This is a genomic window from Pseudomonas sp. D1-36, from assembly GCF_051132205.1.
Taxonomy (GTDB): Bacteria; Pseudomonadota; Gammaproteobacteria; order Pseudomonadales; family Pseudomonadaceae; genus Aquipseudomonas.
The window spans coordinates 2,088,804-2,103,070 of record NZ_CP071674.1; the positions used below are offsets into that span (position 1 = coordinate 2,088,804).

Sequence of the window (14,267 nt, forward strand, 5' to 3'; positions counted from 1 at the left end):
ATATTTGCCGTGCCGGCCTCTTCGCGAGCAGGCTCGCTCCCACAGTTAAAACAGGAACAACACCCATGAACCGCAATGATCTACGCCGTCTCGACATGAACCTGCTGGTGATCTTCGAGGCGCTGATGTTCGAGAAGAACCTGACCCGCGTTGCCGAAAAACTGTTCATGGGCCAGCCGGCGGTGAGCGCGGCGCTTGGGCGGCTGCGGGATCTGTTCGATGACCCGCTGCTGATCCGTCATGGCCGGGGCATGGAACCGACGCCTCGGGCCCTGGCGATCCTGCAGGAATTGCAGCCGGCCATGGACACGATTTCCGGTGCGGTCAGCCGGGCCAAGGCGTTCGACCCGTCCACCAGTTGCGATGTGTTTCGCATCGGTCTGTCCGACGATGCCGAATTCGGCCTGTTTCCACCCTTGCTGAGCCAACTGCGCGAGGAAGCACCGGGCATCATCGTGGTGGTGCGCCGGGCCAATTTCCTGCTGATGTCGTCGCTGCTGGCCAGCGGTGAGATCAGCGTCGGCGTCAGCTACACCACCGATCTCCCTGCTAACGCCAAGCGCAAGAAACTGCGGGACATTCCTTGCAAGGTCTTGCGTGGCGACAAGCGCCCGGGTCCGTTGACCCTGGACGAATATTGCTCGCGGCCCCATGCGATGGTTTCGTTCTCCGGCGACCTGAGCGGCAACATCGACCTGGACCTGGCCCGCATCGGCCGGGCGCGCAAGGTCGTGCTGGCGGTGCCGCAATTCAGCGGGCTGCGCGCCTTGCTGGCCGGCACCGAGCTGATCGCCACCGTGCCGGACTATGCCGCCTGCGCACTGGTGGAAGGGTGCGCGTTACGCGCCGAAGATCCGCCGTTCGAAATCAATGCCGCCGAGTTGTCGATGGTCTGGAGCGGCGTGCATGACAACGACCCCGCCGAGCGCTGGCTGCGCTCGCGCATTGCGGCCCACATGTCCCAACCGCTGCCGGCCGCCGCTTCGACGGACCCGGCCGGAGCCCACCGATGAATACCACTGACGAAAGCCGCTTGCAGGACCTTGGCCTGCTGTTGCTGCGCCTGAGCGGCGCGCTGTTCCTGTTATGGGTGCATGGCTTGCCGAAATTGCTGAATTACAGCGCCGAGCTGACCCGCATCGAAGACCCGTTCCACCTCGGCGCGGCGACCACGCTGGTCTTGGCGATTTTTGCCGAGGTGCTGTGTCCCTTGCTGATCATGGCCGGCGTGCTGGTGCGGTTGGCGTGCCTGCCCATCCTGTTCCTGCTGGCCGTGGCGCTGCTGGTCGTGCATCCGCAGTGGAGCCTGGAAGAAGGCCAGTTCGGCTGGTTGCTGTTGATCATATTTACCAGCGTGTTCATTGCCGGCCCTGGACGTTTGGCGATGAACGCGCGCTTTGCTGGAGTGCTGCGTCATGCCTGAGTCCCAAACCCTCGGATCCACCGCGAGCCCGGCGGTACCCGGTTTCGATGAAATCGTCACCCTGGTGGTCAAGCACCGGATCAAAGCCGGGCAGAACGATGCCTATGAGGCCTGGTTGCGGCGCATCGTCACCGTGGCCGGCCAGTGGCCGGGCCATTTGGGCGTCGACGTTGTGCGGGGCAAGCAGGACGGACTGTCGTTGTTTACCTGCGTGCTGCGTTTTCGCTCCACCGAGGCCATGCAACGCTGGCTGGATTCCTCCGAGCGTCGTGAATTGGTGGCCGAGGCAGCGCCACTCTTGGCCGACGGCGACAAGATCGAGGTCGGTTCCCATAAGGAATTCTGGTTCGCCCCGCTGGCCGATGCCGCCACGCCGCCACCGCGCTGGAAGCAATCGGTGGTGACGCTGCTGGTCATCCTGCCGCACACCTTGCTGGTGCCGTTGCTCTGGGGCCCGCTGCTGCAGCTCAACGCATTTCTGTCCAACTACGTGGTCGCCACGTTCCTCATCACCGTGACCATCGTGCTCTCGGTGGTGTACGTGTGCATGCCGTTGGCGACCCGGTTGTTCGCGCCCTGGTTGGAATCCTCCAAAACCCACGAACACCTGGAGCCCGGCCATGGCCAATAACGACGACCCAACCGATCCACTGCGCCGCCAATTGCTTGCCGCCGGATCCTTGCTCAGCGCCGCCGCCGCTTTCTGGCCGCGCCTGTCCCTTGCTTCTTCCCATTCACAAGGAAACCCGATGAACGCCGATCTGATTCTGTTCAATGGCCAATTCCACACCGTCGACCGTGAGAAGCCTCGCGCCAGCGCGGTTGCCATCAGCCAGGGCCGCTTCGTCGCCGTGGGCACCGACGCCGAGGCCATGGCCCTGCGTGGCAGCGGCACCCAGGTCATCGACCTCAAGGGCCGCACCGTCATCCCCGGCCTCAACGATTCGCACCTGCACCTGATCCGTGGTGGCTTGAACTACAACCTGGAGCTGCGCTGGGAAGGTGTGCCCTCGTTGGCCGATGCCTTGCGCATGCTCAAGGACCAGGCTGATCGCACGCCGACCCCGCAATGGGTCCGCGTGGTGGGCGGCTGGAACGAATTCCAGTTCGCCGAAAAACGCATGCCGACCCTGGAAGAACTCAACCAGGCCGCTCCCGATACGCCCGTGTTCGTGTTGCACCTCTACGATCGTGCCTTGCTCAACCGCGCCGCGCTGCGCGTGGCCGGCTACACCCGTGACACGCCGAACCCACCGGGTGGCGAAATCGTGCGTGACAGCAGGGGGGAACCCACCGGCATGCTGGTGGCGCGCCCCAACGCGATGATCCTTTACTCGACGCTGGCGAAAGGGCCGAAACTGCCGCTGGAGTACCAAGTCAACTCCACGCGGCAGTTCATGCGCGAGCTCAATCGCCTGGGCCTGACCAGCGCCATCGACGCCGGCGGCGGCTACCAGAACTACCCGGACGACTACGAAGTCATCGAGCAGTTGGCCCGCGAGCAACAGTTGACGGTGCGCATCGCCTACAACCTGTTCACCCAGAAGCCCAAGGAAGAACTCACCGACTTCAAGAACTGGACCGGCAGCGTCAAGCTGCACCAGGGCGATGACTTTTTGCGGCACAACGGCGCCGGCGAAATGCTGGTGTTCTCTGCGGCAGACTTCGAAGACTTCCTCGAACCGCGCCCAGACCTGCCGCCGGGCATGGAACAGGACCTGGAGCCAGTGGTGCGTCACCTGGTGGAACAGCGCTGGCCATTCCGCCTGCACGCGACCTACGACGAATCCATCAGCCGCATGCTCGACGTGTTCGAGAAGGTCAACCGCGACATTCCGTTCAACGGCCTGCCGTGGTTCTTCGACCACGCCGAGACCATCACGCCGAAAAACATCGAACGCGTGCGGGCGCTGGGCGGCGGTATCGCAATCCAGGACCGCATGGCTTTCCAGGGTGAATATTTTGTCGATCGCTACGGCGCCAAAGCCGCCGAAGCCACACCGCCGATCAAGCGGATGCTCGCCGAAGGCGTGCCGGTGGGCGCTGGCACCGACGCCACTCGCGTCTCCAGCTACAACCCGTGGACCTCGTTGTACTGGATGGTCAGCGGCCGCACCGTCGGCGGCCTGTCATTGCATGAAGAAGGGTTGCCGCGCCTGACCGCGCTGGAGCTGTTTACCCACGGCAGTGCCTGGTTCTCGTCGGAGCAGGGCAAGAAAGGCCAGATCAAGGTCGGCCAACTGGCGGACCTGGCGGCCCTGAGCGCGGATTTCTTCAGCGTCGAGGAAGAAGCCATCAAGTGGATCGAATCGGTGCTGACGGTGGTGGACGGCAAGGTGGTCTACGGGGCTGGCGATTTCGAGAAACTTGGCCCAGCGAGCGTCCCGGTGTTGCCGGACTGGTCGCCGGTGGTCAAGGTCCCGGGCCACTGGCGCCCGACATCGCCCTTGCAGGCGCAAGTCCACCAGTGCAGCGGTCCTTGCACGGTGCATTCCCATAGCCACGAGCGGGCGCGCCTGTCGAACGTCCCGGTCAGCGACTTCCAGGGTTTCTGGGGCGCGTTTGGCTGTTCCTGTTTTGCCTTTTGACTAACACACCGATTCTCCCCTTGTGGGAGCGAGCCTGCTCGCGAAGGCGTCGGCACATCCGACATCGCCGCCAGCTGACACACCGTCATCGCGAGCAGGCTCGCTCCCACATTGGTTTTCAATACATCCATCCCAAAGGAGTCACCCCATGAGCAACGTTCCCGCCTACAACCGTCTGAACAAAGACGACGCGGTCGTCCTGCTGGTCGATCACCAGACCGGTCTGATTTCCCTGGTCCAGGACTTCTCGCCCAACGAGTTCAAGAACAACGTGTTGGCCTTGGCCGACCTGGCGAAGTTCTTTGAACTGCCGACCATCCTGACCACCAGCTTCGAACAAGGCCCCAACGGCCCGATCGTGCCGGAACTCAAGGAAATGTTCCCGGACGCGCCGTACATCCCCCGTCCAGGTCAGATCAATGCCTGGGACAACGAAGACTTCGTCAAGGCGATCAAGGCCACCGGCCGCAAGCAACTGATCATCGCCGGCGTGGTCACGGATGTCTGCGTGGCGTTCCCCACCCTGTCGGCGCTGGCCGAAGGCTTCGACGTGTTTGTCGTCACCGACGCTTCGGGTACCTTCAACGAAACCGTGCAACAAGCCGCCTGGGTACGCATGACTGCTGCTGGCGCGCAGATGATGAACTGGTTCTCGGTGGCCTGTGAGCTGCACCGCGACTGGCGCAACGACATCGAAGGCCTGGGCAACCTGCTGTCCCAGCGCATTCCGAACTACCGCAACCTGATGAACAGCTACTCGGCACTGACGGCCAAGTAAGCTGTCCATGCTTGACGACGCCCGCTTTTGCGGGCGTTTTTGTGCCCGGCATCAGAGCCTTGCAGCTGACCCACCGCCATCGCGAGCAAGCTCGCTCCCACAGGTTTTGTGACGACTCGAACATTGTGGGAGCGAGCTTGCTCGCGATGGCGGCGGCACATTCAACAGCTAGGCAATCAGACTCACCAAGACCACAATGCCCAACTCATCCCCCTGACTGTCCACCCACGGAATGACAATGAACCCCTTCGAAGAGATGCGCATCTTTGCCCAGGTCATGGAGTCGGGCAGTTTCACCGCCGCAGCGGACAAGCTCGGGCTGTCCAAGCAATTCGTCAGCCGCAAGCTCATGGAGCTGGAGCAACGCCTGGGGGTGCGCCTGCTCAATCGCTCGACCCGTCGGCTGGATGTCACGCCGCTCGGCCAGCGCTACCACGAAGCGGCGTTGCGCCTGCTCAGCGAAGTCGAGCAAGTGGAGCAGGGCATCAGCGGCCAGACCAGCGAGCCGCGTGGGACCATCCGGCTCAGCGCGCCGTTGTCATTCGCCGTGGCGCACCTGGGCAGCCTGCTGCCGCTGTTCTTGCAACGCTACCGGGATGTCAGCGTCGAGGTGGACCTGAGCGACCGCTCGGTTGACCTTTTGGGGGAAGGCTATGACCTGGCACTGAGGATCGGCGTGCTGGAGGATTCAACGCTGATCGCCCGGCGCATCGCGAGCATCGAACGCGTGTACTGCGCCAGCCCGGCTTATCTGTCAGACAAAGGCACACCCATACGACCCGAAGACCTGCGCAATCACGACTGTTTGCCTTATGGACACAGCCGTCAGGTGCAGTGGCGTTTCGAGGGGCATGGCAAACCGCTGGTCCTGGAAGTGGTGGGACGGATGCGGGCCAATAACGGCGACCTGCTCAGGGACGCGGCAATTGCCGGGATGGGGATCACGTATCTGCCAACCTTCATCGTCGGCGATGCGCTAAAGGATGGTCGCCTGGTCAAGGTGCTGGAGGGGTTCGAAACCGAGCCGTTGACGCTGTCGGCGGTCTATCCGCAACACCGTCAGGCTTCGCGACCGGTGCAGGCGCTGGTGGAATTCTTGCGCGAGCAGACGATATGAAGGCCGCGACGCTTCAACCCGATCGGTGACTGAAGCGTTCGCGGCCATGGATCAAGCGGCGAGGTTGGCGCTGCTCAGTTCTTTCTTGTACTGCGCTTTCATGGTTTCCATCTGCTCGCCCAAGGCGTCCAGCTTAGCCTTGCCCAGCACCTTCTTGGCTTGAGGGAACATTTCTTTCTCTTCTTCCTCGATGTGGTGCTCCAGCAGCTCTTTCACCACTTTGACGCGGCCCGCGAATTCAGGCTGGGAAGGGTCGGTGGCTTTCAGGTCGGGCAGCACCAGCGAATCGACGGTGCGGTGCTCTTCCTTGGCTTCGTAATACATCTCGGCTTCTTCCTTGCCGCCTTCCTGCTTGAAGGCCGGGTACAGGATTTCTTCTTCCAGGCGGGTGTGGATGGTGACTTCCATTTCCAGCTTCGCCAGTAGCTCGGTGCGTTTCTTGACCGCGCGATCAGTGGACTCACTCAATTGAGTGAGAATGGCTTTGACGCGTTCATGGTCGGCTTTCAACAGGTCGATGGCGTTCATGTGCTGCTCCTCGGTCATTCACGGATGCGGGCCGGCTTCGAGCGCCGACGCCACGTAACATGACAGGTGCATCCGTCGTGCCAGCCGAGCCGCTTTATTAATCACTTAAAAATCAGTGGCTTATATTTTTTGCCAGTTTCGCTATCGTGCAGGCTGCAAGAGTCACCATCAAAACGCGTTGCACTTTGCGCTGCCAAGGCCGTCAGGGGTTGTCGATCGATTGCCTGACCCGTTCCGCCAGTGCCAGGCAGGACGTCAGCCCCGGGGATTCGATACCGAACAGGTTGATCAGCCCCGGCACCTTGTGCTCGGTTTCAGCGCTGATAAGAAAGTCCCGGGCCGGTTCCCCCGGGGCGGAGATTTTCGGGCGAATGCCGCTGTAGGCGGGTTGCAGGCTCCGGTCGGGCAAGCCCGGCCAGTAGTTTCGAATGGCCTGGTAGAACGCTTCGGCCCGGGCCGGATCCACTCGGTAGTCTTCTGCTTCGACCCATTCGGTGTCAGGACCGAAACGCGCCTGGCCCGCCAGATCGAGCGTCATATGAATGCCCAGGCCAGCGGCTTCTGGCGCCGGATAAACCAAATGGCGGAATGGTGCCCGCCCGGCCAGTTGGAAGTAGTTGCCTTTGCACAGGTAACCATCGGGAATCCACTGCCGGGCCAGCCCCTCGATCCGGCGGGCGAGGGCAGGGGCCTGGAGGCCGGCGGCATTGATCAGGCGGCGGCACGACAACGTCATCTGCGCCGTGCCGCCCAATGTCAGGCTGAAGCCTCCGTCGAGGATGTTCGCCTCCAATAAGGGCGTGCGGAACACGACGTCGGCACCGGCCGCCTCGGCGTCGCCTTGCAACGCCAGCATCAACCCATGGGCGTCGACAATACCGGTGGAGGGCGAATACAACGCGCCGATACAGGACAGCTCCGGCTCCAGCGCCTGTGCCTGCCTTTTATCGAGCAGACGCAGGTCATCCACCCCGTTGACCAGGCCGCGCGCCAGAAGCTTTTCAAGCTCGGCCAGTTGTGCCTGATCCTTCGCCACGATCAGTTTGCCGAGCCGGCGAGTCTGGACGCCGTGGCTGGCGCAGTAGTCATACAGCCGTCGCCGGCCTTCGACACACAGCTGCGCCTTGAGGCTGCCGGGCGGGTAATACAGCCCGGCATGGATCACTTCCGAATTGCGCGAGCTGATACCCGCGCCGATGGCATCGCCTGCTTCGATCACCAGCACTTCATGCCCGGCCTGCGCCATCTCCCGCGCCACGGCCAGGCCGACGACGCCTGCGCCGACGACCATGCAATCTATATCCACATTCAACGCTGGATCTCCTTCAAAGGCACGATAGCGCTTGAGCATAGTCCCTTCTGCGGGAGTGCAGCTGTGACAGAGAGCTTGCTCCCGCTGGGCTGCGCCGGTAGACGCTGTGTAGGAGCGGTGTAGGAGCCAGCTCCTACAGAATCGAGCGGGAGCAAGCTCCCCCGCCACGGTTCTCGCAAATTCAAACTTGCATCCCAAAAAAAATGCCCGCATCTCACGATACGGGCATTTTGTCATCGATGACGCTTCAGCTATCAGCCGGTCAGACCAGCCTGCTGAACCAGGGTCAGCAACGGCTGCGGGTACACACCCAGGAAGAACGCCAATACGGCGATGGCCAGCAGCATGACGCCGCCTGCCTTTTGTTCCCAGTGCAACTCGGCATCGTGGCGACGCAGGTTCGGTTCCATCAGGTACAGGGTGACCATGACGCGCAGGTAGTAGAACACGCCGATGGCACTGCCCAGCACCAGGGAGCCGACCAGCCACCATTGGTGAGCCTCGACGCCGGTGGCAATGATGTAGAACTTGCCGATGAAGCCGGCGGTCAGCGGGATGCCGGCCAGGGACAGCATCATCACGGTCAGCACGGCGGTCAGGTACGGACGGCGCCAGAACAGGCCACGGTATTCGTACAGGGCATCGGCGTCGCGGCCGTTGTACGGCGAGGACATCAGAGTGATCACGCCGAAAGCGCCGAGGCTGGTGATCACGTAGGTGACCAGGTATACGCCGATGGCTTCCACGGCCAGGCCCTTGCTGGCGATCAGAGCGATCAGCAGGTAGCCGAAGTGGGCGATGGACGAGTAACCCAGCAGACGCTTGAGGTTGCTCTGAGTCAGCGCCAGCAGGTTACCGAACAGGATCGACGCGATGGCGATGATGGTCAGCACGTTACTCAACACGCCGCTGCTGGCCACTGGCGAGATCTGGAACAGACGCACCATGACCGCGAACACCGCCACCTTCGATGCGGTGGCGAGGAACGCCGCCACGGGCGCCGGGGCGCCTTCGTAGACGTCCGGGGTCCAGAGGTGGAACGGAACCAGCGACAGCTTGAACGCCAGGCCGATCAGCATCATGCCCAGGCCCAGTTGAGCGATCGGGCTAGGCAGGCCGGTGGCCGCCAGGGCCTGGCCGATACCGACGAAGCTCAGGGTGCCGGCTTCAGCGTAAAGCAGGGCCATGCCGAACAACAGGAACGCGGAACCGGCGGCCGACAACACCATGTACTTGATGCCGGCTTCCAGGGAGCGCTTGTTGAAGAAGGCGTAGGCCACCAGGCCATAAACCGGCACCGACAGCAGTTCCAGGCCGATGAACAGGCTCGCCAGGTGCTGTGCGCTGACCAGGACCAGGCCACCGGCGGCGGCCATCAGGATCAGCAGGTACAGTTCTTCGCGGTTGCCCGGGTAACCCGAACCCCCATCACCCAGATAGGCGTGGGCGAGGGTGACGCAGGCGAGGGTGGCGACCAGGATCAGCGCCATATACAGGCAGGCGAAGCTGTCGATCTGTATCAGTGGCGTGACCGCCAGGGGCGCGACTTTCAGGGCCGGCAGGATCGACAGCAGGGCCAGGTTCAGCCCCGCCACCGACAGCAGGAAGGTTTGTGCGTGATTGCGGCGCCAGGCGATCGCCAGCATCACCACGATGATCGTGGCGCTGGTGATCAACAGCGGCGCAAGCGCGATAAAGTGTTGAATCGTGAATTCCATAGCGCTCTTACCGGGCCGAAGCGAGTTGAGAGAAGGCGGTGCCGAGCCACTGCTGCACGCCATGCATCGTGGCGGCGGAAGTGTCGAGGAATGGCTGCGGATAGACGCCGAGGTAAACCAGCAGCACCGCAAGGCCAAGCACCATGATCAGTTCGCGACCGTCCATGCCGCGCAGCACTTCATCGGACTTGGCCGGACCGAAGTAGGCGCGGTGGATCATGATCAGCGAGTAGACCGAACCGAACACCAGGCCGGACGTGGCAATCGCGGTGATCCATGGCGCGCTGACGAACGAGCCGATCAGGATCAGGAACTCGCCGACGAAGTTGCCGGTGCCTGGCAGGCCCAGGGAAGCGGCTGCGAAGAACAGGCTGATGGCCGGCAGGTAGGCGATGCGCGACCAGATGCCGCCCATTTCACGCATGTCTCGGGTATGCAGGCGCTCGTACAACTGGCCGCTGAGGATAAACAGCGCCGCAGCCGACAGGCCGTGGGCCAGCATCTGGATCACCGCGCCTTGCAGGGCCAACTGGCTGCCGGAGTAGATCCCGATAAGCACGAAGCCCATGTGCGAAACGCTGGAGAACGCGATCAGGCGCTTGATGTCGGTCTGGGCGAAGGCCAGGAACGCACCGTAGAAAATACCGATCAGGCCAAGGGTCATGGCGATCGGCGCAAACTCGGCCGAGGCGTTCGGGAAAAGCGGCAAGGCAAAGCGCAGCAGGCCGTAGGCCGCTGTCTTCAACAAGATACCGGCCAGGTCCACGGAACCGGCGGTCGGCGCCTGGGCGTGGGCGTCGGGCAGCCAGGAGTGGAACGGCACCACCGGCAGCTTCACCGCGAAGGCGATGAAGAAGCCCAGCATCAGCACGTACTCGGTGGTGCGCGACAGCTCTACTTTCAACAGGTCGGCGTAGTTGAAGGTAATCACGCCGGTGTTGTTGAAGTTCACCAGGACCAGGCCAAGGATCGCCACCAACATGATCAGGCCGGAAGCCTGGGTGAAGATGAAGAACTTGGTCGCTGCGTAGATCCGGGTCTTCTTGCCGTCCGAAGAACTGTGACCCCAGAGCGCGATGAGGAAATACATCGGCACCAGCATCATTTCCCAGAAGAAGAAGAACATGAACAGGTCCAGCGCCAGGAACACGCCGACGACACCGCCCAGGATCCACATCAGGTTCAGGTGGAAGAAACCGACGTGACGCTGGATCTCTTTCCAGGAGCAGAGCACCGAGAGAATACCCAGCAAGCCGGTCAGCAGGATCATCAGCAGCGACAGACCGTCGAGGGCCAGGTGCACGCTGATGCCGAAGCGCTCGATCCAGGCGTGCTTGAATTCAAGTGCCCAGGTCGGATCGGCGCCAGGGGCCGGTGCGAATGAATAGTCGCCGGTCGCCCACAGCCAGAGGCCGAGCGCGAGTTCCAGGGACATGGTCAGCAGCGCAATCCAGCGCGGGAGGGTAGAGCTGGAACGCTCCGCCATCCAGCACAGCAGGCCGCCGATGAAGGGGATCAGGATTAGCCAGGGCAGAATCATGACGGGCTCGTTTCCTTTCGCAAGTTCGCAAGGTTCATATCAGACCGCTACCAGCACGATGGCGCCGATAACCAGCACGGCGCCAGCCGCCATGGAAGCCGCATACCAACGCAGTTGACCGGTCTCGGTACGGCTCAGGGCAGTGTGGCCACCCTTTGCCATGCGCGGGATCAGGCCAATGGTCTGGTCGAGCGGGTCTTTGCGCAGAATGTGGCTGATCGCAAGGTATGGCTTGACGAACAGTTTGTCGTAGATCCAATCGAAGCCCCAGGCGGCGAACCACCAGGCCGAGAGGAAACGCCCGATGCCGCTGTTGGCGATGGCCGTGACGAAGCGACGCTTGCCGAGGAACAGCAGGGCAGCCAGCAGGATACCCGCCAGGGCGATGGCGCCCGAGGCAATCTCAAGGCTGTGCTTGGCTTCGCCGCCGGCATGGCCGACGCTTTGCGGCAGCACATCGGCCAGCGGTGGGGTGATCATGGCGCCGACGAAGGTGGACAGCACGATCAGCACCGACAGCGGCAGCCAGTGGGCAATGCCGTGGCCGGCGTGGGCTTCGGTCTTGGCTTCACCGTGGAATGCGATGAAGATCAGGCGGAAGGTGTACAGCGAGGTCATGAACGCACCCACCAGGCCGGCATAAAGCAGACCCTGGTTACCGCTGGCGAACGCTTCCCAGAGGATCTCGTCCTTGGAGTAGAAGCCGGCGGTGACCAATGGCAGGGCCGCCAGGGCCGCGCCACCGACGATGAAGCTGGCATAGGCCAACGGCAGTTTCTTCCACAGGCCGCCCATCTTGAAGATGTTCTGCTCGTGGTGGCAGGCAACGATCACCGCACCGGAGGCAAGGAACAGCAGGGCCTTGAAGAAGGCGTGGGTCATCAGGTGGAAGATCGCGCCTTCCCAGGCACCGACGCCCAGGGCCAGGAACATGTAGCCGATCTGGCTCATGGTCGAGTAGGCGAGGATGCGCTTGATGTCGGTCTGTACCAGCGCGGCAAAACCGGCCAGCACCAGGGTCACGCCGCCAACCAGGCCGACCAGGTGCAGGATGTCCGGCGCCAGGGCGAACAGGCCGTGGGTACGGGCGATCAGGTAGACACCGGCGGTGACCATGGTCGCCGCGTGGATCAGTGCCGAAACCGGCGTCGGGCCCGCCATCGCGTCCGCCAACCAGGTCTGCAGCGGCAGTTGCGCGGATTTGCCGACAGCGCCGCCCAGCAGCATCAGGGTCGCCAGGACGATCCAGAAGTCGCCGGCCTTGAAGTGCTCGGGCGCCTTGACCAGCAATTCCTGGATATTCAGCGTGCCCAGCTGCTGGAACAGGATGAACAGGCCGATGGCCATGAACACGTCGCCGATGCGGGTCACGATGAAGGCCTTGAGCGCGGCGTTACCGTTGTTGCGGTTGCCGTAGTAGAAACCGATCAACAGGTACGAGCACAGGCCCACGCCTTCCCAGCCGAAGTACAGGAACAACAGGTTATCGCCGAGCACCAGGAACAGCATGCTGGCGATGAACAGGTTGGTGTAGGCGAAGAAGCGCGAGTAACCGGCTTCACCGCGCATGTACCACGAGGCGAACAGGTGGATCAGGAAACCCACGCCGACCACCACGCCGAGCATGGTCACCGACAGGCCGTCCAGGTAAAGGGCGAAGTTCGGCGTGAAGCCTTCCACCGCCATCCACTGCCACAGCACCTGCACGTACGCGCCACCTTCCGGCGGGGCGACGTTGAATTGCCAGATCACATACGCGGTAACGATGGCAGACAGGCCGATGGAGCCCACGCCAACCAGCGCCGAAAGGTTTTCCGACCAGCGTCCACGGGAGAACGACAGCAGCAGGAAACCGATGAGGGGAAATATGAAAGTCAGGAAAAGAAGGTTCATCCGCGCATCTCGCTGGCAGCGTCAATATCGAGAGTGTGGAAGCGGCGATACAGCTGCAACAGGATCGCCAGGCCAATACTGGCCTCGGCGGCTGCCAGGCTGATCACCAGGATGAACATGATCTGTCCATCCGGTTGCGCCCAGCGAGCGCCCGCAACGATGAAGGCCAGGGCGGAGGCATTCATCATCACCTCCAGGCTCATCAGCACGAACAGAATGTTGCGGCGGACCATCAGGCCGACCAGACCGAGACAGAACAGGATGCCGGCAACCGCCAGACCATGCTCGAGAGGGATAGCAGGCATGTGATTACTCCTTCGCCTCATTACGGCCCAAATGGAACGCCGTGACGACTGCGGCAAGCAGCAGCATCGAGGCGAGTTCGACCACCAGCAGATACGGGCCGAACAGGCTGATGCCCACGGCCTTGGCGTCTACGGTGGTGTGGCCGATGGCCTGGCCGCTCTGGTGGGCGAACAGCACATACAGCAGTTCTCCCAGCAGCAGGGCGGCGAGAATCACCGGCCCCGCCCAGATGCCAGGCTTGAGCCAGGCGCGTTCCTGTTGGATCGCCGCCGGGCCGAGGTTGAGCATCATCACCACGAACACGAACAGCACCATGATGGCGCCGGCGTAAGCGATCACTTCCAAGGCACCGGCGAACGGCGCGCCGAGGGCGAAGAAGGTCATGGCCACGGCGATCAGCGAAATGATCAGGTAGAGCAGGGCGTGCACGGGGTTGGTGTTGGTGACCACACGAAGCGTGGACACCACCGCGATACCCGATGCGAAATAGAAAGCGAATTCCATCTTTCTTCCTTAAGGCAGCAAGCTCTTCACGTTGATCGGTTCGGCTTCGTTCTGCGCGGCGCCTTTCGGCTTGCCGGCAATGGCCATACCTGCAACACGATAGAAGTTGTAATCAGGGTTTTTACCGGGACCGGAAATCAGCAGGTCTTCTTTCTCGTACACCAGGTCCTGACGCTTGAAGTCAGCCATTTCGAAATCCGGCGTGAGCTGGATCGCGGTGGTCGGGCACGCTTCCTCGCACAAACCGCAGAAGATGCAGCGCGAGAAGTTGATGCGGAAAAAGTCCGGGTACCAGCGACCGTCTTCGGTCTCGGCTTTCTGCAGCGAGATGCAGCCTACCGGGCACGCCACGGCGCACAGGTTGCAGGCCACGCAGCGCTCTTCGCCGTCAGGGTCGCGGGTCAGGACGATGCGCCCGCGATAACGCGGCGCCAGGTAGACCTGTTCTTCCGGGTATTGCAGGGTGTCGCGCTTGCGAAAGCCATGGCCGAAGATCATGACCAGGCTTCGCAGTTGGGTACCGGTACCCTTAACGATGTCGCCAATATATTTGAACATGG

At 62.4% G+C, this 14,267-nt stretch carries 14 protein-coding genes; 6 read left to right on the forward strand and 8 right to left on the reverse strand.

What is annotated here, in order from left to right; translation table 11 throughout:
- Positions 1-65 precede the first annotated feature (65 nt).
- From J3P76_RS09455 to J3P76_RS09480, 6 genes are all read left to right on the forward strand, one after another.
- Complete coding sequence (locus J3P76_RS09455) at positions 66-1,013, forward strand: LysR family transcriptional regulator (RefSeq protein ID WP_434559605.1); 948 nt, start codon at positions 66-68, stop codon at positions 1,011-1,013.
- Complete coding sequence (locus tag J3P76_RS09460) at positions 1,010-1,423, forward strand: DoxX family protein (RefSeq protein ID WP_434648160.1); 414 nt, start codon at positions 1,010-1,012, stop codon at positions 1,421-1,423. Before J3P76_RS09455 ends, J3P76_RS09460 begins: the two co-directional genes overlap by 4 nt.
- Positions 1,416-2,054 (forward strand): antibiotic biosynthesis monooxygenase, encoded by a 639-nt coding sequence (locus tag J3P76_RS09465; RefSeq protein ID WP_434606563.1) that lies wholly within the window; start codon positions 1,416-1,418, stop codon positions 2,052-2,054. The genes J3P76_RS09460 and J3P76_RS09465 overlap by 8 nt, the downstream gene beginning before the upstream one ends.
- A gap of 118 nt (positions 2,055-2,172) precedes the next feature.
- Positions 2,173-4,011, forward strand: a complete 1,839-nt coding sequence (locus J3P76_RS09470) for an amidohydrolase (RefSeq protein WP_434564125.1) — start codon at positions 2,173-2,175, stop codon at positions 4,009-4,011.
- A 148-nt stretch (positions 4,012-4,159) separates the two neighbouring features.
- Positions 4,160-4,789, forward strand: a complete 630-nt coding sequence (gene ycaC, locus J3P76_RS09475) for an isochorismate family cysteine hydrolase YcaC (RefSeq protein ID WP_014337664.1) — start codon at positions 4,160-4,162, stop codon at positions 4,787-4,789.
- 238 nt (positions 4,790-5,027) lie between these two features.
- Complete coding sequence (locus J3P76_RS09480) at positions 5,028-5,906, forward strand: LysR family transcriptional regulator (protein WP_434701780.1); 879 nt, start codon at positions 5,028-5,030, stop codon at positions 5,904-5,906.
- 51 nt (positions 5,907-5,957) lie between these two features.
- On the opposite strand, the gene J3P76_RS09485 is transcribed toward J3P76_RS09480, so the two are convergent.
- The 8 genes from J3P76_RS09485 to nuoI form a co-directional block, all read right to left on the reverse strand.
- Positions 5,958-6,434, reverse strand: a complete 477-nt coding sequence (locus tag J3P76_RS09485; RefSeq protein WP_420765859.1) for a hemerythrin domain-containing protein — start codon at positions 6,432-6,434, stop codon at positions 5,958-5,960.
- Between the two features lie 202 nt (positions 6,435-6,636).
- Positions 6,637-7,746 carry an NAD(P)/FAD-dependent oxidoreductase gene (locus tag J3P76_RS09490; RefSeq protein WP_434701781.1) on the reverse strand — a complete coding sequence of 370 codons (1,110 nt, stop codon included), beginning with the start codon at positions 7,744-7,746 and terminating at the stop codon, positions 6,637-6,639.
- 254 nt (positions 7,747-8,000) lie between these two features.
- Entirely contained in the window at positions 8,001-9,464 is a 1,464-nt protein-coding gene (gene nuoN, locus J3P76_RS09495) for an NADH-quinone oxidoreductase subunit NuoN (RefSeq protein WP_186609337.1), read from the reverse strand.
- Positions 9,465-9,471: 7 nt separating this feature from the next.
- Positions 9,472-11,004 (reverse strand): NADH-quinone oxidoreductase subunit M, encoded by a 1,533-nt coding sequence (gene nuoM, locus J3P76_RS09500; protein ID WP_434559597.1) that lies wholly within the window; start codon positions 11,002-11,004, stop codon positions 9,472-9,474.
- A gap of 39 nt (positions 11,005-11,043) precedes the next feature.
- Positions 11,044-12,897: an NADH-quinone oxidoreductase subunit L gene (gene nuoL, locus J3P76_RS09505; RefSeq protein ID WP_434701782.1), complete on the reverse strand. Its 1,854-nt coding sequence runs from the start codon at positions 12,895-12,897 to the stop codon at positions 11,044-11,046.
- Positions 12,894-13,202: an NADH-quinone oxidoreductase subunit NuoK gene (gene nuoK, locus J3P76_RS09510; RefSeq protein ID WP_003180046.1), complete on the reverse strand. Its 309-nt coding sequence runs from the start codon at positions 13,200-13,202 to the stop codon at positions 12,894-12,896. Before nuoK ends, nuoL begins: the two co-directional genes overlap by 4 nt.
- Before the next feature lie 4 nt (positions 13,203-13,206).
- Positions 13,207-13,707: an NADH-quinone oxidoreductase subunit J gene (gene nuoJ, locus J3P76_RS09515; RefSeq protein WP_186609331.1), complete on the reverse strand. Its 501-nt coding sequence runs from the start codon at positions 13,705-13,707 to the stop codon at positions 13,207-13,209.
- Between the two features lie 9 nt (positions 13,708-13,716).
- Complete coding sequence (nuoI, locus tag J3P76_RS09520; RefSeq protein WP_215005602.1) at positions 13,717-14,265, reverse strand: NADH-quinone oxidoreductase subunit NuoI; 549 nt, start codon at positions 14,263-14,265, stop codon at positions 13,717-13,719.
- Positions 14,266-14,267: the final 2 nt, after the last annotated feature.